Source organism: Rhodococcus sp. 05-2256-B1 (assembly GCF_002258465.1).
In the GTDB taxonomy this organism is placed as follows: domain Bacteria; phylum Actinomycetota; class Actinomycetes; order Mycobacteriales; family Mycobacteriaceae; genus Rhodococcoides; species Rhodococcoides fascians.
This window is the reverse complement of the sequence record NZ_NOZA01000017.1, coordinates 123,921-145,051: the sequence shown is the minus strand read 5'-3', so window position 1 is coordinate 145,051 and position 21,131 is coordinate 123,921. Positions and strand designations below refer to the sequence as shown.

Annotated in this window: 22 protein-coding genes and 2 pseudogenes; 14 read left to right on the top strand and 10 right to left on the bottom strand. The window is 64.5% G+C overall.

Annotated elements, in window-relative coordinates:
- Positions 1 to 44 precede the first annotated feature (44 nt).
- Genes CH285_RS28310 through CH285_RS08875 form a run of 3 tightly spaced genes read left to right on the top strand, consistent with a single transcriptional unit; the run spans position 45 to position 3,021 of the window.
- Positions 45 to 1,235: a four-carbon acid sugar kinase family protein gene (locus CH285_RS28310; protein ID WP_094643377.1), complete on the top strand. Its 1,191-nt coding sequence runs from the start codon at positions 45 to 47 to the stop codon at positions 1,233 to 1,235.
- On the top strand, positions 1,232 to 2,245 hold the full coding sequence (pdxA, locus tag CH285_RS28305; RefSeq protein WP_094643376.1) for a 4-hydroxythreonine-4-phosphate dehydrogenase PdxA: 1,014 nt from the start codon (positions 1,232 to 1,234) through the stop codon (positions 2,243 to 2,245). The genes CH285_RS28310 and pdxA overlap by 4 nt, the downstream gene beginning before the upstream one ends.
- 14 nt (positions 2,246 to 2,259) lie before the next feature.
- Positions 2,260 to 3,021: a DeoR/GlpR family DNA-binding transcription regulator gene (locus CH285_RS08875; RefSeq protein WP_027495522.1), complete on the top strand. Its 762-nt coding sequence runs from the start codon at positions 2,260 to 2,262 to the stop codon at positions 3,019 to 3,021.
- A gap of 197 nt (positions 3,022 to 3,218) precedes the next feature.
- On the opposite strand, the gene CH285_RS08870 is transcribed toward CH285_RS08875, so the two are convergent.
- Positions 3,219 to 4,445, bottom strand: a complete 1,227-nt coding sequence (locus CH285_RS08870) for a sensor domain-containing protein (protein ID WP_094643375.1) — start codon at positions 4,443 to 4,445, stop codon at positions 3,219 to 3,221.
- 135 nt (positions 4,446 to 4,580) lie between these two features.
- On the opposite strand from CH285_RS08870, the gene CH285_RS08865 reads away from it, so the two are divergent.
- The 3 genes from CH285_RS08865 to CH285_RS08855 are packed head-to-tail and all read left to right on the top strand — an operon-like array spanning position 4,581 to position 6,964.
- Positions 4,581 to 5,786, top strand: coding sequence for an MFS transporter (locus tag CH285_RS08865; RefSeq protein WP_094643521.1), 1,206 nt, complete (start codon positions 4,581 to 4,583; stop codon positions 5,784 to 5,786).
- 30 nt (positions 5,787 to 5,816) lie between these two features.
- Positions 5,817 to 6,173 carry an ArsR/SmtB family transcription factor gene (locus CH285_RS08860; protein ID WP_032366952.1) on the top strand — a complete coding sequence of 119 codons (357 nt, stop codon included), beginning with the start codon at positions 5,817 to 5,819 and terminating at the stop codon, positions 6,171 to 6,173.
- Positions 6,174 to 6,226: 53 nt separating this feature from the next.
- Positions 6,227 to 6,964 (top strand): TetR/AcrR family transcriptional regulator, encoded by a 738-nt coding sequence (locus tag CH285_RS08855; protein WP_052057102.1) that lies wholly within the window; start codon positions 6,227 to 6,229, stop codon positions 6,962 to 6,964.
- On the opposite strand, the gene CH285_RS08850 is transcribed toward CH285_RS08855, so the two are convergent.
- Together CH285_RS08850 and CH285_RS08845 are read right to left on the bottom strand one after the other, a co-directional pair.
- On the bottom strand, positions 6,937 to 7,905 hold the full coding sequence (locus CH285_RS08850) for an AurF N-oxygenase family protein (protein WP_094643374.1): 969 nt from the start codon (positions 7,903 to 7,905) through the stop codon (positions 6,937 to 6,939). The two genes, CH285_RS08855 and CH285_RS08850, sit on opposite strands and share 28 nt — an antisense overlap.
- A 163-nt stretch (positions 7,906 to 8,068) precedes the next feature.
- Positions 8,069 to 8,392 carry a hypothetical protein gene (locus CH285_RS08845; RefSeq protein ID WP_141214922.1) on the bottom strand — a complete coding sequence of 108 codons (324 nt, stop codon included), beginning with the start codon at positions 8,390 to 8,392 and terminating at the stop codon, positions 8,069 to 8,071.
- Positions 8,393 to 8,547: 155 nt separating this feature from the next.
- On the opposite strand from CH285_RS08845, the gene CH285_RS08840 reads away from it, so the two are divergent.
- Positions 8,548 to 9,342 carry an SDR family NAD(P)-dependent oxidoreductase gene (locus tag CH285_RS08840; protein WP_032366954.1) on the top strand — a complete coding sequence of 265 codons (795 nt, stop codon included), beginning with the start codon at positions 8,548 to 8,550 and terminating at the stop codon, positions 9,340 to 9,342.
- Positions 9,343 to 9,352: 10 nt separating this feature from the next.
- Here CH285_RS08840 and CH285_RS08835 read toward each other — a convergent pair whose 3' ends face one another.
- A complete protein-coding gene (locus CH285_RS08835) occupies positions 9,353 to 10,276 on the bottom strand; it encodes a GGDEF domain-containing protein (protein ID WP_094643372.1) in 924 nt (307 codons plus the stop codon).
- A gap of 252 nt (positions 10,277 to 10,528) precedes the next feature.
- Here CH285_RS08835 and CH285_RS08830 point away from each other — a divergent pair, with 252 nt between their 5' ends.
- A complete protein-coding gene (locus tag CH285_RS08830) occupies positions 10,529 to 11,503 on the top strand; it encodes a GGDEF domain-containing protein (protein ID WP_094643371.1) in 975 nt (324 codons plus the stop codon).
- Between the two features lie 66 nt (positions 11,504 to 11,569).
- Here the strand turns inward: CH285_RS08830 and CH285_RS08825 are convergent, their stop codons facing one another.
- On the bottom strand, positions 11,570 to 12,592 hold the full coding sequence (locus CH285_RS08825; protein ID WP_094643370.1) for an ABC transporter substrate-binding protein: 1,023 nt from the start codon (positions 12,590 to 12,592) through the stop codon (positions 11,570 to 11,572).
- Positions 12,593 to 12,760: 168 nt separating this feature from the next.
- Here CH285_RS08825 and CH285_RS08820 point away from each other — a divergent pair, with 168 nt between their 5' ends.
- From CH285_RS08820 to CH285_RS08800, 5 genes and pseudogenes are all read left to right on the top strand, one after another.
- A complete protein-coding gene (locus CH285_RS08820) occupies positions 12,761 to 13,765 on the top strand; it encodes a dioxygenase family protein (protein ID WP_094643369.1) in 1,005 nt (334 codons plus the stop codon).
- Between the two features lie 33 nt (positions 13,766 to 13,798).
- Positions 13,799 to 14,005, top strand: coding sequence for a twin-arginine translocase TatA/TatE family subunit (gene tatA, locus CH285_RS08815; RefSeq protein WP_032366957.1), 207 nt, complete (start codon positions 13,799 to 13,801; stop codon positions 14,003 to 14,005).
- Entirely contained in the window at positions 14,002 to 14,781 is a 780-nt protein-coding gene (gene tatC, locus CH285_RS08810) for a twin-arginine translocase subunit TatC (protein WP_094643368.1), read from the top strand. Before tatA ends, tatC begins: the two co-directional genes overlap by 4 nt.
- Positions 14,769 to 15,236 carry a Sec-independent protein translocase subunit TatA/TatB gene (locus CH285_RS08805; protein ID WP_094643367.1) on the top strand — a complete coding sequence of 156 codons (468 nt, stop codon included), beginning with the start codon at positions 14,769 to 14,771 and terminating at the stop codon, positions 15,234 to 15,236. The genes tatC and CH285_RS08805 overlap by 13 nt, the downstream gene beginning before the upstream one ends.
- Before the next feature lie 50 nt (positions 15,237 to 15,286).
- Positions 15,287 to 16,351, top strand: a pseudogene (locus CH285_RS08800) (isopenicillin N synthase family dioxygenase).
- A 12-nt stretch (positions 16,352 to 16,363) separates the two neighbouring features.
- Here the strand turns inward: CH285_RS08800 and CH285_RS08795 are convergent.
- From CH285_RS08795 to CH285_RS27865, 5 genes and pseudogenes are all read right to left on the bottom strand, one after another.
- Positions 16,364 to 17,365: pseudogene (locus CH285_RS08795) on the bottom strand (exopolysaccharide biosynthesis polyprenyl glycosylphosphotransferase); the annotation flags it as partial.
- 18 nt (positions 17,366 to 17,383) lie between these two features.
- Positions 17,384 to 17,800, bottom strand: a complete 417-nt coding sequence (locus CH285_RS28300; protein WP_255032512.1) for a hypothetical protein — start codon at positions 17,798 to 17,800, stop codon at positions 17,384 to 17,386.
- A 58-nt stretch (positions 17,801 to 17,858) separates the two neighbouring features.
- Positions 17,859 to 18,566 (bottom strand): GAF domain-containing protein, encoded by a 708-nt coding sequence (locus CH285_RS08790; RefSeq protein WP_094643366.1) that lies wholly within the window; start codon positions 18,564 to 18,566, stop codon positions 17,859 to 17,861.
- Between the two features lie 59 nt (positions 18,567 to 18,625).
- Positions 18,626 to 19,294 carry a hypothetical protein gene (locus CH285_RS08785; protein ID WP_052060459.1) on the bottom strand — a complete coding sequence of 223 codons (669 nt, stop codon included), beginning with the start codon at positions 19,292 to 19,294 and terminating at the stop codon, positions 18,626 to 18,628.
- Between the two features lie 692 nt (positions 19,295 to 19,986).
- The gene (locus tag CH285_RS27865) at positions 19,987 to 20,163 is read right to left on the bottom strand and encodes a hypothetical protein (protein ID WP_155288527.1); all 177 of its coding nucleotides are present in this window, start codon (positions 20,161 to 20,163) and stop codon (positions 19,987 to 19,989) included.
- 162 nt (positions 20,164 to 20,325) lie between these two features.
- On the opposite strand from CH285_RS27865, the gene CH285_RS08780 reads away from it, so the two are divergent.
- On the top strand, positions 20,326 to 21,120 hold the full coding sequence (locus CH285_RS08780; RefSeq protein ID WP_032389748.1) for an endonuclease/exonuclease/phosphatase family protein: 795 nt from the start codon (positions 20,326 to 20,328) through the stop codon (positions 21,118 to 21,120).
- The last annotated feature ends 11 nt before the right edge of the window (positions 21,121 to 21,131 follow it).

Sequence of the window (21,131 nt, the reverse complement as noted above, 5' to 3'; positions counted from 1 at the left end):
CTTGAAGTGCGCACACAGCGCAGAATCGAAGGGGTGAGCGCACGATGACCATCCCGCAGCGCCCCGCCATCGCCATTCTCGCCGACGACCTGTCGGGTGCAGCAGAATCTGCCGCACTGTTCCTCGATCGTGACGTGTCACTGCGAATCGACATCGGCAGCATCGACGACGGCACCGACACCGACGTCTGCGTCGTCGATCTCGGCACCCGAGTCATGTCCCCCGACGAGGCCGCGGCCCGCGTACGTGAGTCCATCGCACTACTGCCGTCGCACGTCACGGTCGTGAAGAAGATCGATTCGATGCTGCGCGGACACATTGCCGCCGAGGTCGAATCGCTGCTCGCCACCGGCCCCGTCGTGTTCGCGGCCGGGCTTCCCGCTCTCGGCCGCACCGTCGAGAACGGCGTCCCTCACATCGACGGCGTTCCACTGCATCTCAGCGGCCGGTGGGCGATGGAGCCTACCGAGGCTCCGTCCTCGATCACCGAGCTCTTCGGACGAGTCCCTACTGTCGCCGTCGCATCCGAGGGCGGCCCCGAAGCACTTCGTGCTGCAGTCGATTCCGGCGCAGTGGCAGTGTTCGACGTCCGGTCCGATGCAGACCTCGACGCCATCGTGGCGGTGTCGGCGAACATTCCGGGTGTCCGACTCGTCGGCACCTCGGCGCTGGCGGCGGCCGTGGCGCGTACCCTCGATCCTCGATATCGCGACGCTGCGGCAGTGACCCAGGATTCGGTTCTCGTCGTCGTCGGAACCGCCGAATCGGTTGCGATGCAGCAAGTATCGGAGTTGGTCGACGCCGGTGCAACGCACGTCGCCGTCCACGTCGACGAGTTGCCGCAGACCCACGCCTGCGCAGACAGAGTGCGCAGCGCCCTGTCCGACGGAACGGTGGTGCTGTCCCTGGCGGGGCCGGTGGACGCGTCGCGCTCGGCCGACATATCCCAGGCGCTCGCCGGCACGGTCGCCGAGGCCGTTCGCGGGCTCTCGGTGAGTCTCGTACTCACCGGCGGGGAAACCGCCCGCCGGGTGCTCGACGGCCTGGGTGTCACCGCCCTTCGTCCGGTTGCCGAAATCCATCACGGGGCGGTCGTATCCCGCACACCCGCAGGCGCATACGTCGCCACCCGCCCCGGGAGCTTCGGCGGCCCGGACAGTCTCGTCGCAATGGCCGCGTACCTACACGGCACTGCTCGTACGCTTTCTTCTTCTCACAGTGAGGCTTTGACATGACCACAGCACTTCGGCCGTACATCGCGGTAACCATGGGCGACGGCGCCGGCATCGGCCCCGAGGTCATCGTGCCCGCCATGATCGATCCGGCAACGCTCGAGCGGTGCAAGCCTGTCGTCATCGGCGATGCGCCGCGGCTGCGCCTGGCCGCTCAGGTTCTCGGGGTGGACGTCGACATCGTCACGATCGACACCGTCGATGCCGCACAGTTCAGCCCGCGGCGCATCAACGTGATCGATCTCGGCCTGCTTCCCGACGACCTCCAGTGGGGGCAGTTGTCGGCCGTGGCAGGCGACGCCGCGTTCCACTACATCCGCGTTGCGAGCGAACTCGCCGTGGGAGGTGAAGTCCAGGCCATCTGCACCGCCCCGCTCAACAAGGAGGCCTTGCACGCCGCCGGGCACATCTTCCCGGGCCACACCGAGCTGCTGGCACACCTGACCGGCACCGAGGAGGTGTCGATGATGTTGTCCACGCCCAAGCTCAAGGTCATTCACGTCACCACGCACATCGGTCTGCTCGACGCCGTCGCGAAGATCGAGCCGGGACTCGTCGAGCGAACGATCCGACGCGGACACGAGGCCCTCGTCCGCTCGGGCACTCCGAACCCGAAAATCGGTGTGTGTGGTATCAATCCGCATGCCGGCGAGAACGGCTTGTTCGGCTACGGCGAGGAGGACCTCAAGATCGTGCCTGCCGTCGAGAAGTTGAAGGCCGACGGCATCGATGCGGTGGGCCCGCTGCCCGCCGACACCGCGTTCTTCCTGGCCGGCCGAGGCGATTACGACTTGATCGTCGCGATGTACCACGACCAGGGTCATGGCCCGGTCAAGGTGCTCGGAATCGAGGCAGGCGTCAACATCACCGTCGGCCTGCCTGTCATCCGCACCTCCGTCGATCACGGCACTGCGTTCGATATTGCAGGTAAGGGCATCGCCGAGGCCGGTAGCATGGTCGAAGCCCTGCGGCAGGCCGCCGAATTGGCAACGAGCCCAGCATTACTGGGCTGACGAGGGGGTAGTAGGTGCGAGCATCGGAAGCGCGGCGCGGCGAGATCGTCCGGCTGGCCAAGTCCGGTGGCCTCACCAGCGTCGACGAGCTGTCGTCATTGTTCCAAGTGACGGCCTCGACCATCAGGCGCGATCTCGATCACCTCACCAAGCAGGGACTTCTGGCCCGCACCTACGGCGGGGCGATTGCCATCGGCAGCCGTCACGAGGCGTCGGTGAAGCAACGCTCCCTCGAGGGATACGAGGCCAAGCGGCTCATCGCGGCCAAGGCCGCGGAGTACGTGCAGCCCGGGGAAACCGTCCTGCTCGACGCTGGAACGACGGTCGGTGCCATGGCGGAGTATCTGCGTCACGCCGTCGACCTCACCGTCATCGCGGCTGGATTGACGGCGCTCGAGGCGTTGGCCGACGCCGACGAGGTGCACGTCGAGTGCATCGGCGGCACATTACGGCACCTGAGCCAGGGTTTCGTCGGTCCTCTCGCCGAGGCGTCGCTGCGACGAGTGTCCTTCGATCGGGCGTTCCTCGGTGCCGACGCCGTCGCCGCCGATTTCGGGATCTGCGAAGCGGGTTACGAGCAGACTCAACTCAAGGAGTTGATGATGGAACGTGCCACGACGACGTACATCCTGGCGCATTCGACCAAGCTCGGCCAGAAGCCCTTTCACGCCTGGGCCCCGATTCCGCCGGGCACCACGCTCATCACCGATTCCGATGCCGCGCCGGAGCAGATCGAGGCCTTCCGTGACAGTGGCGTCGAAGTGGTGCTCGCGTAGTCCGCACCCTTCGGGCCGGTCGCCCGCCGTGCAGACGACGCAGACGCGAACAATCCGGTCCGCACCTCCCCACCTCCCCACCTCCCCGCTCACCCCTCTGCCGACGGATCAATGCGACTTTGTTGCACTCCAAGCGACTGCAAGCCACATTGATCCGCCATGGGGAGGCGTCCGCAATGGGGAGCCGGTCGAATGGGTCAGCGTCGTTTCGACGAGTACATGCGTTCGTCCGCGATGTGCAGTAACTTCTCCGGGCTGACGGGCTTGTCCCAGCTCCATCCGACGCTGACCGATGCGGGTACCGGAACACCGTCGATGAGGTACGGGCCGGCCAGTAGCATCCGCACTCGTGCGGCGAGGCGTTCGACGCTGTCGGCCGATCGGGAGCTACGCAGCAGAGCGACGAATTCGTCGCCTCCGGTGCGGCAGGCGATGTCTCCGGCGCGGAGGTTGGCGCGGATGCGGGCTCCGATGGCGGCGAGCAGTCGGTCGCCTACTGCGTGGCCGTATCGATCGTTGACGGATTTGAAGGAGTCGACGTCGACGAACAGGATTCCGACCGGGTTTTCGTCGGCGGCTTCCTTGAGGGCCTGAAGTTCTGCCATCAACCGTCGGCGATTGGCCAGGCCGGTCAGGTCGTCGATCAACAGTTGGCGCTCGAGTGCCGCCTCGGCTTCCTTCCGGGCGGTGATGTCCTGGATCTGGGCGATGATGATGTCGTCGCCGTCGTTGTCTCGCACCACGGTGGCGTTCCGCTGGACCCACATCGTGGCTCCGTCCTTGCGGACGTATCGCTTTTCAGAAGCCACGCTGGTGAGGGTCCCATCGGCCAATTCGGTGAGGTGTTCGTCTGCCATCGCGATGTCGTCGGGATGCGTCAGGTCTCGAAAGGTCTTCTGCAGCAGTTCTTCCGAGGTGTATCCGAGGAGATCGCACAGTGCTTTGTTCACTTGCAGCCAGCGGCCGTCGATCGTCAGTAGCGCTTTACCGATGGGCGCGTACTCCATGGCGATCTGGAAGAGGCGGACGGCGCGGTCGCGTTCGCGTTCTGCCTCGGCACGGGCGCTGACGTCGACGACCATTGCCGTGAATCCGACGACGCCGCCGTCGACGATATCGGGGACGTAGGTGGCCTGGGTGACGCGTACGACGCCGTTGACGTCGATGAGTGTGCGGTCGAACTGTTGCTGCTCGCCGGCGAGCGCTCCCGAGATGTAGGGCTTGTTCAGTTCGTACAGTCCCTCACCGAGGAGCTCGCTGATGTGCATACCGACCAGGCGCGCCGGCTCGATGCCGAAGTAGTCGGCATAGACCTTGTTGGCGAAGACGTTGCGCTCCGAGCTGTCCCAGTAGCCGATCATCGACGGCAGCTGGTCGATGGCGCGTGCCAGTTGCCCCACTGGATACGTGCGCTGATCGGCCATTGACCACCCCTGGATATTCGTTGAGCCGACAACCGACAACGCTACAGAAAATAGCCCTATCGTGGGGCGTTCGTCGGTGCATCTTCAATAAAACAAACGAGTGCGCAAGTGCGCACGCATATGTACAGTGAACGCATGCTTCGGCACAATCACATTTTCCGACGCCTGTTCACCGCACAGGTGGTCGCGCTCGTGGGCACCGGGTTGCTGACGGTGGCGCTCGGGCTCCTGGCCTACGACATCGCCGGCAGCGCCGCCGGAGCCGTCCTCGGCACCGCATTGGCGATCAAGATGATCTCGTATGTGGTTGTTGCGCCGATTGTTTCGTCACTGACCGGCACAGTGCCGCGCAAGCTCGTCCTCGTCGCCGCGGACCTCGTCCGAGCGCTCACCGCGCTGGCGCTCCCCTTCGTCGATCAGGTGTGGCAGGTCTACGTCCTGATATTCGTGCTGCAGGCGGCGTCGGCCACGTTCACACCCACCTTTCAGGCCATCATCCCGTCCGTCGTGCCGGACGCACAGCAGTACACCCGCGCGCTCACGCTCTCCCGCCTGGCCTACGACCTCGAGTCCCTGGTGAGCCCGCTGATCGCCGCCGCACTGCTGACGGTCGTCACCTTCCACACCCTGTTCGTTGGGACGGCGGTGGGGTTCGTCGTCTCCGCAGTGGTGGTGGTCGGCACAGCCCTTCCCAGATACGTTGCACCACAACACAAGAAACCGCTCGACGGCATAGCGACGTTCGTCCGGCAGCGGGAACTCCAGGGTCTGCTTGCGCTGAACATCGTAGTCGCCGCAGCCACGGCTCTCGTACTCGTCAATACCGTTGTCTACGTTCGTGATCTGTTCGGCGGTTCGAGCACCCAATTGGCCGTCGCCCTCGGCTGTTTCGGTGCGGGGTCGATGGCGGCGGCGCTGCTCGTTCCGAGAGCCCTCGAGCGGATCTCCGACCATCGCCTCATGCTCGCCGGTGCCGCCGTCGCTGTCGTCGGCACCGCAGCCGCAGCACTCGTCGCCACCCTCGGCGGCGGGCCGACCGCATGGACCGCTCTGGCGATCACGTGGTCGATCCTGGGTATCGGCACCTCGCTGATCAACACGCCGTCGGCGAGGATCTTGCGCCGAGAGTCGGACGAACACAGCCGAACCTCGATCTTCGCCGCTCAGTTCTCCCTGTCCCACGCGGCGTTTCTGCTCACGTATCCGTTGGCCGGTTGGGTCGGTGCCCAGTTCGGACTGCTCGCCGCGGCGACGGTGCTCACGGCCTTGGCTACACTTGCGGCACTGTCCGCAGCACGCCTGTGGAGTCGCTCCCGAACCCCGGTCGCCGCCTCCGCATGAGGAGACGCCGTCCACAAAGGAGACACCTCGATGCCACCGAAGAAGGAACAGCGCATCAGTCTCCATCACGAGGCACAACCCGACTCCGCGCGACTGGCGACGGCAACCGACACGTTCCGGATGCTGTCCGATCCCACTCGGCTGCACATACTCTGGCTACTCGATCGCGGCCCCGCCGACGTCAGCGAGCTCACCGCGGCCACCGGCACGTCCCGCACTGCCGTCAGCCAACATCTGGCCAAGCTCCGGTTCACCGGTCTGGTCGAGACTCGCCGCGACGGGCGCAACGTCATCTACAACCTCGCCGACGGGCACCTCGCTCGGCTGGTGCGTGAGGGCCTCAATTTTGCCGACCACAAGGTCACCGGTGAACCCCCGCACGAGTGACCTCCGAACCCCAACGCGCCCACAGCAGCCCGTGGAACATGAGACCATGCAGCATGAGTGACGGTGGCGCACGACCGAAGGCCGATGGCCGCAAGCGGCGGTGGGAACAGCACAACACCGATCGTCGACGCCACATCATCGAGGCCGCGATGACGGTACTGGCCCGTGACATCGCTCCCGGGGAGCGGCTGACCACTGCACAGATCTCGGCCGAGGCGGGCGTTCATCGCACCGGCCTCTACCGCTATTTCAACGATCGCACCGATCTCGACACCGCGATTCAGCGTGCCATCTGCAAGCAGTTGAGCGCTGCGCTGGTCGCCTCGTTCGCGTTGACCGGCACTCCACGCGATGTGGTGCATCGGGTGGTGAGTACGTACGTCCGCTGGGTCGCCGAGCATCCCGCGTGGACGCGGTTCGTGGAGCAGGACGTCAGTGCCGAGTCGCCCAGTCCGCTCGAGGAGACCAATGCCCTGCTCGCCGAGCAGCTGGAGGTCAGCGTCGCGGCGTTCCTCGCGTTGGTGAATGCGGATCTGTCACCGGAGGATTGGTCGCTGGTGCGGCCGTGGGTCGCGGGCCTGGTCTCCGGCTGCATGGGCGCGGTGCGCAGCTGGAGCGCACAAACCGAATCACGCACCGGCCTGGATCATTTCGCGACGTTCCTGGCCGACACCATCTGGCTGCAGGTCAAAGGGCTTGGGGCATCCCGCGGAATCGCGATACCCCAAGTCCCTCTCGAATCTGTCACCGGCCCCCAGACAGCTCAGCCGAACGAGGGCTCACTGCGGTAGCGCGACGGTCGTCCGTCGATACCGAGGGCGCGCCACACGCGCTTGGAGACGCGGTTCATCAGTCCCAGTTCACCGGCGAGCATGCGGACGTCACCGAAGGTGTCGCGCAATGCCTTTCGTGACGATTCGCTGTTCCACCACACGGCATCCACTACCTCGTCGGGGATGTGGAGTTCGCGTCGCATCTGCTTGCTCGGCTTCATGATGACGTCGCACAGCAGCCGCATGATGACGGGCGTCAGGATCGAGATCGACGCCTTCTCGAAGGGACCGAGACGAGGTGCCTTGTAACGCAGGTACTGATGCGCGAAGCCGATGTGGCGCGCTTCCTCGGCGATGTGGATCTGCATGACGCGCTGGACCAACGGGTGGCCGACTGAGCCTCCGCGCAGAACGCCCTTCTGCATGTGGTCGATCGGCTCTTCGCCCGCGAGGACGCCGACGAAGAATCCGAACGGTGCCGAGCGGCTGGCGAGCACCGTGAGCATCGGCACGATCTTGCGGAACCATCCGGGTCCACCCGGCACGTCGATGCCGATGCGGTTCACCAGCTCCTGGAACATCTGGGTGTGGTGGCACTCTTCGGTGGCCTCGTGCGTCGAGTACCGGAATTCCGGTGAGTCGTTGGGCAGCGTCAGGGCGTACTGCATGAGGCCGCTGATGAGGATCTGCTCGAACTGCAGGCCTACCTTGACCATGCTGGCCTGGCGATACATGCCGATGTGGATCTGCCGATCCAGGGGAAGCGACTTGTACCAATCGGTGTGACCGAGAGGATCCTCGTCCGGGAGTACCCACCGGGGATCGTTGGGAACGATCGCGTATTCGGGCTCGTCCCAGGGAATGTCGAGGAAAGCGTCGAAGTGCTGATGCACCGATGCCGTCGACAAGGAGTGCAAGGTGTCTCGGTAGTGCGTTCGTGCGTCGTCGACTGCAGTCATGGTGGTCCTTCCGCCTGCGTCCCGAACAATCTTTACGCTACAGAGCGTCACATATATATCCCGTTAGTGCAACGGACCGTCGCAGATACTTACCGAAATGTTGCCGAAGACGACGAGAGCCGGCCGACGCGTCGTCGACCGGCTCTCGCCACGAATCCTTACCTCACCAGTGCGGCAGCACCATCAACAGGAAGCCGAGACCGATGAGAACGCCGACCGCTCCGGTGCCGATGGCGAGCGCGGTATCGCTGCGTTCGGCGCGCGCCGCGGAGAGATCCGGGCTTCGATCCGCCCACAGCGCAGACGCGATGGCGATCAGGCCGGCTGCGATGCCGAGGCCGGCGGCCCAGAACGACACAATCGACAGAGCGCCGAACATCACGGCAATCTCGGTCACCTGCGTCCGGGTGCGAATATGTCGATTCCACCACCGCGGCGGCACGTCATCCATGTCGTGAGCGTCGAAATCAGGGGATGTCACTGTCACTGTTCTCTCCTTCCTCAGGCTCGCTGAGCTGGGGTTTGGTGCACGAAAGTATGCCTCTCCATTTTGGCACCCGACGCCCGAGAGTGCTAATCCCAAATTAGTTGCATACGCGCTATAACGGCGTAGGCTCACAACGAACACGACGAGGAGGATCCATGCACATCGAACTCGACGGACGTACTGCCCTGGTGTCCGGCTCCACGCAGGGAATCGGCTTGGCGATCGCTACAGCGCTCGCACGGTCGGGTGCCCGCGTGGTGATCAACGGGCGTTCACAGGCCACCGTGGACACAGCCGAGCAGCAGATACTCGACACCGTTCCGGGCGCGCGTGTCATCGGCGTCGCCGCCGACCTCGCCACCGCCGAGGGCGTCGAGCAACTCACCGCGCGCGTCCCCGCGGTCGACATCCTCGTCAACAACCTCGGCATCTTCGGATCCAAGCCCGCCCTCGAGATCGACGACGACGAATGGCGTCGCTACTTCGAGGTCAACGTGCTCTCGGCCGTCCGCCTGATCCGCACCTACCTGCCCGGGATGATGGAATTCGGCTGGGGTCGAGTGCAGAACATCTGTAGCGACTCCGCCGTGGTCATTCCCGAGGAGATGATCCACTACGGCATGACCAAGACCGCGTTGCTGGCCGTGAGTCGCGGATTCGCCAAAGCTGCTGCCGGGACCGGAGTTACGGTCAATTCTGTCATCGTCGGCCCCACCCATACCGGCGGGGTGGAGGATTTCGTGGCCGAGCTCGTCGGCGACGACCTCCCGTGGGACGAGGCTCAGGCGACGTTCATGAAGAATCATCGCCCGAACTCGTTGATAGGCAGGCTGATCGAGCCCGAGGAAGTCGGCAACATGATCGTCTACTTGAGCTCGGATCAGGCGTCGGCCACCACCGGTGGCGCTCTGCGGGTCGACGGCGGTTACGTCGATTCCATCCTGCCCTGACCGAGCACTGTCAGCGGCTGCGGCGCAGCATCTTTCGGCGGTACATGTCGGCGTCGGCAACCTGGGTCAGCGCCTCGAGTACGTCGGGTCCAGGGGAACCGACGGCGATACCGTACGTTACCGAGACGACATGCCCGTCGACGAGTTCCTGCGCGAGAGTGTCGATCTGCGCCGTGTCGAGTCCGGCGACGAGGACGATGAACTCGTCGCCGCCGAGCCGGGCGATCACACTTCCGGCCGGTACTTTCTCGGTCAGTGTGTCGGCGAGCCCGATGAGAATGCGGTCGCCCGCAGCGTGGCCGTCCCTGTCGTTGACCGCTTTGAAGTGGTCGACATCGAACACGATCGCGGCGATGTTTTCCGATCGACGAGCCGCTCGGGCAGCGAGATTCGTCGCCGCGTCGACGGCACCGGCGCGGTTGAACACCCCGGTGAGCGGGTCACGGAGAGCGCCTGCGATCAGGGCGGCACCGAGAGCGCCGAACACCTCGGCGGCGGCGAGAATGCACACGACGTAGAGCGCGCCCCACAGCATCGGTGCCGGTGCGGGCGCGAGCAGCAGCGCCGTGGCCGACAGCAAGGCCAACGCGACGCACAGGACCCGTGCCACGACGACGGGGTACGTCGCACGCAGGTAGAGCGCCAGAAACATCGCGGGAATCAACGCCCACACCTGGGCAGCGAGATTCTCATGGGTCAGCATCGTCAGCGCTGGAGCCAATGCCGCACAGGCAATGGCGATCCCCTGCCGCACCGGGCCGGGTCGACGAGACAGTATCGCGACGAATCCCACCGCAGCGACCACTGCGGCCCACATCTCACCCGCAGCCCCGGCACCGTTCGTGTCGGCCCAGGATGCGATGAACGCGGCCGAATAGAGCACCAGCTGTACAGCGAGAAGGGACGACAGAACGCGGCGACGCGAGTCGATCACCACCGACCCCGCGCTCGCCGGCTGCCTGTTTCGCCGTGGGGACACAGCTCATCATCGCCGCCTACCCGCTGGCGTTACCGGACCGCCCCGTACTTTTCCTGCACCAGCAACACGATCAGCCGAAAAAGCGGGCACGCTGTGGCGGCATTCACCGCTGCCGATGAGCTCGTACGTTGCGAAAATCATCGCAGGCAACGGAACGGCGGGGTCGTGGTCGAGACAGGTGCCGTGCGCCCTGGCAGGGTATTGGCCATGCCCTCGTTCCCTCACGTTCCGCATCCGAGTTCGGTGCACGGTACGGCGGGTCTACGGACGCGGCTGTTGATGTACTTTCTGCTGGCCACAACCGGTCTCTATGCAGTAGGGGTGATCTTGACGTTGCTCCCTCACGGCGACCGGGTGACGTCCGATGTCACCGGTGGTGTCGTAGCTGTCGGTCTGGGAGCGGCCGGCGTGGTGGTGCTGTGGGTTCGACCCGGTACCGCGGTGGCGCTTCGGCTTGCCCTGGCCGCGGCGATGGTGGCGACACCCGCGGTGATGGCGTTCCATCGGCTCGCGGCGGCACAGAGCCAGTGTCTGATCGCGGCGATGTTTCTGGCGATGTACATCCGTGCGTTCCATCGGGACGGACCCGGCAGAGTGCTGGTCGGCGTGCTCGTGGCGAGTGTGCTGTCGGCGGTGTGGGCTTCTCCTGCTCCGATGTATCCGATTTCGTACCTGATCTTCGGCGTCGCGGTGATTGCCGCAGGCGAGGCGTTCGGTGTGGTGACCAAGGCTCTCATCGTGGCGTCGTGCACCGATCCTCTGACCGGAGTGTTCAACCGGGCGGGATGGGAGATGGCCGCGGCGGAGGTGGCAGGCAGCAGGACTGCGGAGCTCCCGGTCGCGGTGGTGATCGTCGACGTGGACAATTTCAAGGCCGTCAACGATTCGGGCGGACATCGTGCGGGTGACGAATTGCTGATCGATCTGGCGCAGTCCTGGACCCGCGCAGCTCCCTCCGACGCCGTGATCGCACGTCTGGGCGGTGACGAGTTCGCGGCGCTCCTGACAGGGCACAGCCGTGACGTGGTCGACGAGTTCGCCCGGATCACCGCCGAGTCGTTGCCCTACGCCAGCGTCGGAACAGCTCAGTCCACGGATCCGCAGGAGTCTGTCTCGGACATCCTCGCCCGCGCGGACGAAAATCTGTACGGCGTCAAACATGTTCGCCGAGAACGCCCTTGAGGAGTCGGTGTCATGGGGGGAATCCCCACGCCGCCAAACCAAATCCCTACCCGCATCGCTGCCGCGTCAGCTCCCGGCTACCGCGGTAGCCCGAGCGAGTCCGTCGACGAGGGTCGGCAGGAAGTACGGAATCGACAGTGCCGTCGGGCCTACTGCGGCCCCGGCTTCCTGGCCGACGAATCCTGCCACTGCTCCCCCGGCGACGGCCGGGATCTGCCGCGTCACCGGTGAACCCGTGAATTCGGCCAGTGCAGCGTCGGTATCGACCTGAGTGAACACCACGTCGGCGTCGATTTTCGAGATGTTCTCCGCCGAGACAGTGGTCGAGAACGTCGAGTCGCCGCTCGCCAGGGCCGTCACCGACGGGTCCGAGGTGAAGCCGAGATTTTCGAGCAACTCCACTCGCGGGTCGGACGGCAGCAGCAGGTAGTAGACGTCTGCGGCCTCGGACACGTAAGCGATTGTGCGGCCCTCGAACTCGGGGTGTTGCGAGCCTGCATCGGTCACCTGCTTGTCCAAATCGGCCACGAGATCGCGAGCCCGGTCCGGCACGCCCAGCACGTCGCCCGTGGTGGTGATGACGTCGCGCCACGGCGTAGACCACAGTTCTTCCGGCGGGGCGATGACGGGAATTCCGGCGTCGGTCACCGCGTCGTACTCGGCCTGGGTCAGACCCGAATGCGGGGCGAGCAGAACGTCGGGGTCGGCGGCGAGCACCTTCTCGACCGTCAATGCGTCGGTCACGTTGTCCAGCAACGTCGGAGCGGGGCCACCGCTCGCGTCGATGGCGTCGGAGATCCACGGATAGATCAAGTCGTCCCCGCCGCCGTATTCGGCCGACGGCATGGCCACCGGCACCACGCCCAGTGCGAGCACGGCGTCGGTGGTGCCGAAGCCCCACGTGGCAACCCGCTCCGGCACGGCGTCGAGGGTGGTCTCGCCGTACAGGTGCTGCACGGTCAACGGAAACGAGTCGGTGGACGACGCGGCGGAGGCGGAAGCGTCGTCGGCATCGGACGAGCTGCAGCTCACCAGGGCGAGCGAGGTGAGCACCGCGGCAGCGAGGCTGGTCAGTACACGATGAGTCATGAAAAGTCCTGTATGTCGGGGTAGTGACTAGAGGTTAGCCTTAGCTTGCTTGAACCGCGAATCGGGCTCCCAGGAACCTCCCAGCCGGAGCCCAGGGTTCTCCCCGGATCTCCGCAGAGTATTGGCACTACCGAACATCCAGTGCCACATCGAAGGAGACACAGCGCGATGCCTCGCATTCCCGAACCCACGAACACCCCCGACGGACCCGCGTACGAAGGTCGACTGCTCGACCGTCCCGACGAGGAGGTGGTCGATCAGGGTGCCGCGTTCGACATCACCACCCTGTTGACCCGCCGCCGCGTTCTGAGCATCGTCGGAGCCGGTGCCGGAGCACTTGCCCTCGCGGCGTGCTCGAGTACGTCGAACGCCGGAAGTACCACCACGACAGCTGCATCCACGACGGCGACCACCGCCTCGGCCACGAGCGAGATTCCGCAGGAGACCAACGGCCCGTATCCCGCCGACGGCACCAACGGCGTCAACGTTCTCGAAGAATCGGGAATCGTTCGCCGCGACGTGACGTCGAGCCTCGACGGTGGCACCACGGTCAGCGGTGTGCCACTGTCGTTCACGTTCACCCTCACCGACATGGCAAACGACAACCGCCCCTTCGAGGGGGCAGCGGTGTACCTGTGGCAGTGCGACGCGAACGGCAAGTACTCGATGTACTCCGAGGGTGCCGAGGACGAGACGTACCTGCGCGGTGTGCAGACGGCCGATGCGAGCGGGAGCGCCACCTTCGACACGATCGTGCCCGGCTGCTACTCCGGCCGCTGGACGCACATGCACTTCGAGGTCTACCCCGACGCAGCGTCGGCAACCAACGCCGAGAACGCAATTGCCACGTCGCAGGTCGCCTTTCCGCAGGAGATCCTGAACGACATCTACCAGCTCGACACCTATCCGGGCTCCTCGACCAACCTGGCCCAGCTCGGCAGTCTCGACAACGACAACGTGTTCGGCGACGGCTACGACCTGGAGATGGGCACCTTCACCGGCGACCCCACGAGCGGCTATGTCGGCTCGCTGGCAGTCGCGATCGACACCACCACCGAACCCGCCATGAGCGCAGCGCCTTCCGGCGGCGGTGCAGGTGGCGGGGGCGGACAACCGCCGATGGGCGGCACACCCCCGGCCGGCGGACCTGCCGGAACCGCTCCCACCAACTGACTCTCCCCGACACTACCCACCGAAGGAAACATCATGTTGCACAACCTCACTGGATGGCACGCCCTCGTCGTTCTCGCCATCGTTCTGCTCGTGTTCGGATCGACCAAACTCCCCTCGCTCGCCAAGGGTGTGGGCCAGTCGATGCGCATTCTCAAAGACGAAGTGCGTGAAGACAAAGCGAAGACATCGGCGACGCCCGACGACGTCTCGGTCCCGGTTCCGTACCGACACGCCTCATGACCGCCGCCACCGCTGTACGGGGTGCGATGCCCCTTGCCGGGCACATGCGCGAGGCACGTCGCCGTGCGATCCGTGCGGCGGTGTCGCTGCTCGTCGGCGTCGTGATCGGCTTTGCTACCTCCGATGGAATTCTCGACATCCTCCGTGGCCCCGTCGAGGAACTCGCGCTGTCCCGCCAGGCCAGCCTCAATTTCGAGACCGTCACGGGCGCATTCGATCTCCAGCTGCGGATCGCCCTCTTCACCGGCGTCATCGTGTCGAGTCCGGTGTGGTTGCGGGAGATCTTCGCCTACCTCACTCCAGGATTGACCCGTCGCGAGAAGAAGTACGTTCTCGGCTTCTCTGCGGCCGCCACCCCACTGTTCGTCGCCGGCTGCGCGTTCGGGTTCACCATCTTCCCTCGTATGGTGAGCGTGCTCGCGGGCTTCTCCTCCGACGAGGACAGCACCATCCTCAACGCGTCGTACTACGTGGATTTCGTCATGAAGATCGTGCTGGCAACCGGTATCGCCTTCGTCCTGCCGGCAGTGTTGGTGATGCTGAACTGCCTCGGCATCGTCTCTGCGCACACGCTACGCAGCAGTTGGCGTGTCAGCGTGGTGGCGATCGCCCTGTTCAGCGCACTGGTCACCCCCGCGGCAGACGTGCTGTCCATGTTCCTCGTCGCGCTGCCGATGGTCACCCTGTTCGGCGCGGCTCTCGCGATCACCGAGATACACGACAGACGATCGTCCAGACGTGCTACTGCACAGGAGAATTCATCATGTTCGGCCTGACATTCGAGAAATTGTTCCTCGTCGCGATCATTGCGGGGTTCGTCCTCGGCCCGCAGAGACTGCCCGGCTACGCCCACCGACTAGGACGTGCGGTGCGCACGCTGCGGCACTTCGTCGACAGCACCCGCAGCACAGCGGAGGCCGAGATGGGCGTCCCGCTGCGCCGCAGCGAGTGGGAGTCGTTGGACCTCAAGCAGTACGACCCACGCCGCATCGTCGCCGACGCACTGCGAGAGAACGACGCACTGCGCGAGAACGACGCTCTGCGAGAGAACGATACGGCGCTGCCGACCGATCCGGATATGGTCGCAGAGGCCGCCCGAGTGCGACCCGGTCAGAAGTATCTGATCACGGGACCGTCGTCGCATCCGCGTCGCGTGCTCATCGAGTCACTGCCCGAGAACGATCCACGCCGGCTCGCTGCCGAGGCATCGACGCGCGAAAGTGCGTGCTGAGGCGGTAAATTGTCGGCTCAGCAGCCAGGACTACAGGAGTGTGAACGCCGATGTCCGATCACCGTGCAGACGAGTTCGAGATCCCCACGATAGACATCGGCCCCTTCGTCTCGGGCAGTACGGCCGATGCGGGGGCACGAGCTCGTGTGGTGGCCGAGATCGACGATGCCTGCACCCGTTCCGGATTCATGCAGATCATCGGGCACGGCATCGGAGACGATGTGCTCGACGGCCTGGCGCGATCCATCGACTCGTTCTTCGCTTTGCCGCTTGCGACCAAGAACGAGTACCGGATACCCGACGCGAATCGTGGATACAGCCCGCCGAAGAGCGAATCATTGAGTCTCAGTGTGGGAGTCGAGTCGGCGTCGCGGATGAACGACTTTTTCGAGGCGTTCAACGTCGGGGTCGAAGCGCGATCCTTCGACGCCCTCGATCTGGACGAGTCGGATTACGGAATCAACGTGTGGCCCGACGAGCTGCCTGATTTCCAACGCGACGTCGACCGGTATTTCGCCGAGGCGTCTCGGGTTGCCCGCACTCTCACCGGAATCTTCGCTGCGGCACTCGAGCTACCGGTCGACTTCTTCGACACGCTCACCGACCACTCGATCGACGTGCTGCGGATGAACAACTAGGCCCTGCCCGAGGGCATGGCCACCCTCGACGGTGACCTCACCGGGATGGGCGAGCACACCGATTTCGGGATCGTGACGGTGTTGTGGGCCGACCAGGTGGCCGGTCTTCAGGTGCTGGGTACCGACCGCGCGTGGCACGACGTCGCTCCTCGTGACGGAGCGCTGTTGGTGAACCTGGGAGACCTCACTGCGCGATTGACCAACGACCGGTGGCTGTCCACTCTGCATCGCGTCAAGCCACCCGTCGTCGACGGCACCATCGTGCGTCGGCGGTCGGCGGCGTTCTTCCACGACGGCAATGTCGACGCCGTGATCTCCACGTTGCCGTCGCACCTCGACGCGGATTCCGGTCTGGCCTACGAGCCGGTGTCGGTACGCGATCACATCGCCGCCAAGCTCGCCGGATCGCGGCAGGGCAAGGCGAATGTCGGCGCGGTCCGCGAGGCCGCACGCGTACGCGCGGCGAAAGGCCGATGACGGACGCGTCGGTCAGTCTTCCGACCTCTTGAGCACGGCGATGCACGTCAGAAAGACGATCTTGATATCGAGCCGGAGGGACCAGTTCTCGATGTAGTAGTTGTCCCATTCCGCACGATCCGCGATGGGGGTCTGACCGCGTAGTCCGTTCACCTGAGCCCATCCGGTGAGACCTGCTTTGACGCGATGTCGCTCTCCGTAGCGTCTGATCTGCGCTGCGAACAGATCGACGTACTCCGGCCGCTCGGGACGGGGACCGACCAGGCTCATGTCGCCGCGCAGCACATTGATGAGCTGCGGCAGCTCGTCGAGCGAGGTCTGCCGCATGATCTTGCCGATCCTGGTGCGTCGATCCACGCCTTCCACACCGCCGGGTGCCGCTCCCTCGGTCCGGACGAAGTCCGCATCGGAGTCACGTGGTGGCCGCATGGATCGGAACTTCAAGCAGTCGAACGGAACTCCGTCTCGGCCGATTCGTTCTTGCGCGAAAAAGATGGGCCCGGGGGAACTCGCCCGTACCAGCACGGTGAGCACGAGGAACACCGGCGACAGCAGCAGCAGAGCCAGTCCCGCAGTGACGCGGTCCAGCGCGCCCTTGAGGACGAACTGCCACCCCCTCGGATCGACATGCCGCAGCACCATCAGGGGCAACCCGCCCAGATGCTCTATGCGCGCGTGCATTCCGACGGTGTCGAACATGCGGGGTACGAGCCAGACGCGGGCACCGGCATGCTGTGACGCACGAATCGCGTCGACTATTTGTTCGTGCGGAGCCGACGCGAACGCGATCACCACCTCTTCCACCCGATGCGCTCGGAGTATTCGAGTCAGGTCGGTCAGCGGTCCCAGATACGAAATCCCCTGTTGCACACAGGGGTCGACGTCGGACGAAGAGTCGACTGTCCCGACGAGATCCATCCCGTATTCGGAGGACTCCTTCATTCTGCGCGCCAGTTGCTCTGTGACGGGACCACTACCGACGATGACAGTCGGTGCACTCGCATGGTGTTTCGCGCGAAGCCAGCGCTGCCCTTACGCCCGTGCCAGACACGCGATGGCGAGCGCAACCGCTGCGCACAGCCACACACGGACCATGACCGCACCTGGGCGATAGGCAGTCTCGATGGCCAGGATCAGGGCGAGCGTGATCAGGGTCGCGAAAGCGACGGCGGATTGAACCGGGCCGATTTCATCGATGAAGTTTCGTCGAAGCCCACGTCGGTAGAGCTTTCTCGACGCGAGCAGCACCAGGACCGCGGGCACGAACAACCATGGGTACCACCACAACGCAGAGACGCTACCGGAGCGCCACTGGACGCCTTCGGCTACGCCGATGGCGGCGGCGAGCGCGTCGATGGCGGCGGCGAGCGCGTCGAGAAGAACGGTGAGGATCGTACGAACAGAGTTGCTCTTCGGCAGTCGACATTTCGTACACCGAAGACATATCACCCTTCGCCTTTATCCGGCGTGCAACGCAAGCATTGTCACTGGCGAAACAGCGCTGCTGTCAACGAATTCGCTGTTGAATGAGCCAGGCAATGTCTTCGAGGGTATTCACGTGGCCGGACGTCCATTTACGTGGCCGGTAGTCCCACACATCCAGCATTCCGACGGTGAACCCAGCGTCGGACTTGATCGGCGCTGCCATGTAGGCGATCAGATCCGCAGTCGCGTGATCCCTCAATAGCGCGTGCTCTCGAATGTCCTGCGCCACCAGCGTTTCGCCGGTTTCCACCACGACACGGCATGCCGACCGTTCCACCGCTACGGTCTGTGGCTGCGCTGCCGTTCCCGATGTTCCGACGCTGGCTTTGATGAATTGCGTGTGATCGTCGACGAACGAGATCGACGCACCCTGTGCTCCCATGGCTCGCAGTGTCATTCGGGCCAATTTGTCGAACTGCTCGTCACGAGAACTGCCGATCATGCCCGTAGCTCGTACGGCGGCGAGACGGTCGACGTCGCCGATCTGCAGGTACGTCTGCGGAAGTGACGTCGAATCGGGATCGGACAACTCGATGTTCTCGTATTCGAAACTGCGGGCGTCCGCGAGCACGGCGGCCACTTCCGGTGAGGACTCTCGTTCGAGTTCGGTGACGAGCCGAGTGATGATTGCCCGACGTGCGTAGGTGTTGAGGGACTCGCCGGCCTTGTCGGCATGGTGCGTCAACAGCCTGTTGATTCGATCTCCGAATCCGGTTTTTCCCAAGTCCACCTATCGGACGGTAGTTCACTCCGCTCTGTTACGCGCAGCGATCGGCCGGCCACCCCGGCTCACACTGGGCGGAAGCCGGCTCCCGGCTCTCCCGATTGATTCAGCAGCCGAACGGATTCCGCTGCCGACGCGTACGCGGTGGGACTGAGCAGCGGCACCCCGGAGGCGTGGCTCGTGATGCCGACGAGGGTGGTGCCGACGACCAGAGGTCCACCGGAGTCGGACCAGACAGTGAGCGCGTCGGACATCAGGTCGCTGCCGCGCGCGTCGACGATGCTTCCGCAGGTCACTCCGCTGCCGAGCCCGGTCTTGCAGACAGGCTGCCCCACCGATGCGGTACCGATGTCGGTGACGGTGATTCCGCCGAGGCTATTGACGGGTGTCACCTTGGTGGGGTCCAGAACGATGACGCCGTAATCCGGCCCCCAATGTCCGACGGCGGTAGTGCCGACCGGGGCCGCGGGCGATCCGACGAGCGTGACGGGGAGTCCCGATCGAAGGATGCAGTGGCCGGCGGTGAGGGCGACGAGTCGGCCCGCGTCGTCGTAGCCGACGGCCGCGATGGAACAGACGGTGAGGTCGTCGAGGCCACCGGTGGTGACGAAACCACTACCGGGGCCGACGACCGGAAGTGGCGCTGCGGTTGCGGTGCCGGTGGACGTCGCAGTGAACGCGAGAGCCAGGGCGGTGAACAGTCCACTGACAACACCGAGTCGAGCAATCTTCATGGTGGGCATTCCTCGTCGACGAACGTTTGGGGCGGGGCACCTCTTCGCGGCTCGATCGTGGCACAGATGACACGTGCACGCGCGCTGCGAAAGCCTTGCACACGACCAACCCATCTCTGCGGGCCACACGAGGAGGAGCATTTCTCAGCGTTATGCACCAACCGTCAACCGGAATGTCATGGCCATTCCACTAGCTGGGGCGGCCCGATGACCACCCGGATCAGCGCATTGATCCTCGAACTTACTGGTGCCACTGCGGGCGCATAACGTTTGTCTAGTTCCTCTTTCGGGTCAGCGAGCGTAAACCCTCAGCCCACTGTCTGGCCGTATGGAGTCGTCGCGACCTCGGTCGCCATGAATCCAACAACGGAGCCGATGACCGCCGGAATGGCGCAGCTGCGGTTCGGGTGAACGTCGCCGCGAGCGCTACGACTTCGGCCGAAACTCACACCTATCCAACCAGCGCTCGGCTACGAATGCGGCTCATGTGGTGGGCTGTCGGCATCGTCGCCGTGTGGTTACTGATCGGCGCAGTTGTCGCCGTGTGGGTCGGCCGTGGGATTCGCCGAGCCGACGTCGAGGAGTCCGCTGCTGAGTTACCGCGCCGAACGACTCACGAACCGCCACCGAAAAAGGACGCCGCGTAATCGTGTGGTGCCGGCCCCGTGCCGTGAGCCGGCTTCAGGAACGCGTCACGAGCGAACTGTGCGAGCACGAATCAACACCGCTACTCCCATCCCTACGAGGGCCAGGATCAGCGGTGCCGCTATCGCCATGTTCGCGCCGATGGTAGTGAACAGGACCAGCGACGCGAGAGCCGCGAGGAAATACACAGCCGCAAAACGCGGTGCCCAGAAAACTGTCTGCATGGATCCTCCGACATCAGAAGCAGATTCATTCGGACGGGACGACGAAAACGAGATGCACACGACCATTGTCGTTAGCCAGAGTACATAGTTGAAAAGTGCAGTCAAGAGTTGCTGCGCAAATTTTCGATTCGCTTCGACCACCCGCTGGGGTACTTTTGGTCTGTGAGAGTGGTGTCGGTCAACGCTTGGGGTGGAGCGATGTACGACGAGCTCTTACCCTGGCTGCGCGCCGTCGATGCAGACATCGTCTGCTTGCAAGAAGTTACGCGCACTCCACAGAGGTCGGGATGGGCTACCTTCGCCGACGGTGAGAGGACGCTCCCGCAACGGTTGAACCTCTTCGATGACGTGTCCTCCGCACTGCCCGGATACACCCCATATTTCGTTGCGAACGACGCAGGTCCGGTGACCGACGACGAAGGCGTTCGGCTGCGACAGGACTTCGGCATCGCAACATGGGTTCGAGACGACATTCCCGTTATCGGGCTCGACGCCCGATTCGTGCACTCGCAGTTCGTCGACTACACGGACTGGGATGTCGAGGACCGACCTCGCTCAGCACTCACGGTGACAGTCCGAGACCGTCTCGGTGGGAAGACAGTCTCCGTAATCCAGCTGCACGGCCTTCGAGATCCGGCGGGTAAACAGGACACCCCCGCCCGCGCCGAGCAGGCCCGCAGACTAGCGGTGATCGTTGAAGAAGCCTGTGGCACAAGTGATGTCGCAGTTCTCTGCGGCGATCTTAATCTCCTTCCGTCGAGCACGACGTTCCACGTGCTGAGGGAACACGGGATGGTCGACCTCGTCGGCAACGCCGATACCCGGTCATCGAGCTACACCAAACCGATACGTCATGCCAGCTATGTTCTGGTCTCGTCCACCGCGGCTGTGCGTAATTTCGAGATCGTGGCCGAGCCCGAGGTTTCCGATCACCGCGCACTGATGCTGGAAATCTGACCTGGGAGTAG

Bases quoted from the DNA above. Each gene is read 5' to 3' on its own strand.
- CH285_RS08820 (WP_094643369.1), top strand. From the start codon at position 12,761: ATGCCTCGCATTCCCGAACCCACGAACACCCCCGACGGACCCGCGTAC.
- CH285_RS08850 (WP_094643374.1), bottom strand. From the start codon at position 7,905: ATGACTGCAGTCGACGACGCACGAACGCACTACCGAGACACCTTGCAC.
- CH285_RS08865 (WP_094643521.1), top strand. From the start codon at position 4,581: ATGCTTCGGCACAATCACATTTTCCGACGCCTGTTCACCGCACAGGTG.
- CH285_RS08870 (WP_094643375.1), bottom strand. From the start codon at position 4,445: ATGGCCGATCAGCGCACGTATCCAGTGGGGCAACTGGCACGCGCCATC.
- CH285_RS08825 (WP_094643370.1), bottom strand. From the start codon at position 12,592: ATGACTCATCGTGTACTGACCAGCCTCGCTGCCGCGGTGCTCACCTCG.
- CH285_RS08830 (WP_094643371.1), top strand. From the start codon at position 10,529: ATGCCCTCGTTCCCTCACGTTCCGCATCCGAGTTCGGTGCACGGTACG.
- CH285_RS27865 (WP_155288527.1), bottom strand. From the start codon at position 20,163: ATGCAGACAGTTTTCTGGGCACCGCGTTTTGCGGCTGTGTATTTCCTC.
- tatA (WP_032366957.1), top strand. From the start codon at position 13,799: ATGTTGCACAACCTCACTGGATGGCACGCCCTCGTCGTTCTCGCCATC.
- CH285_RS28310 (WP_094643377.1), top strand. From the start codon at position 45: ATGACCATCCCGCAGCGCCCCGCCATCGCCATTCTCGCCGACGACCTG.
- CH285_RS08805 (WP_094643367.1), top strand. From the start codon at position 14,769: ATGTTCGGCCTGACATTCGAGAAATTGTTCCTCGTCGCGATCATTGCG.
- CH285_RS08840 (WP_032366954.1), top strand. From the start codon at position 8,548: ATGCACATCGAACTCGACGGACGTACTGCCCTGGTGTCCGGCTCCACG.
- CH285_RS08855 (WP_052057102.1), top strand. From the start codon at position 6,227: ATGAGTGACGGTGGCGCACGACCGAAGGCCGATGGCCGCAAGCGGCGG.
- CH285_RS08860 (WP_032366952.1), top strand. From the start codon at position 5,817: ATGCCACCGAAGAAGGAACAGCGCATCAGTCTCCATCACGAGGCACAA.
- CH285_RS08785 (WP_052060459.1), bottom strand. From the start codon at position 19,294: ATGAAGATTGCTCGACTCGGTGTTGTCAGTGGACTGTTCACCGCCCTG.
- tatC (WP_094643368.1), top strand. From the start codon at position 14,002: ATGACCGCCGCCACCGCTGTACGGGGTGCGATGCCCCTTGCCGGGCAC.
- pdxA (WP_094643376.1), top strand. From the start codon at position 1,232: ATGACCACAGCACTTCGGCCGTACATCGCGGTAACCATGGGCGACGGC.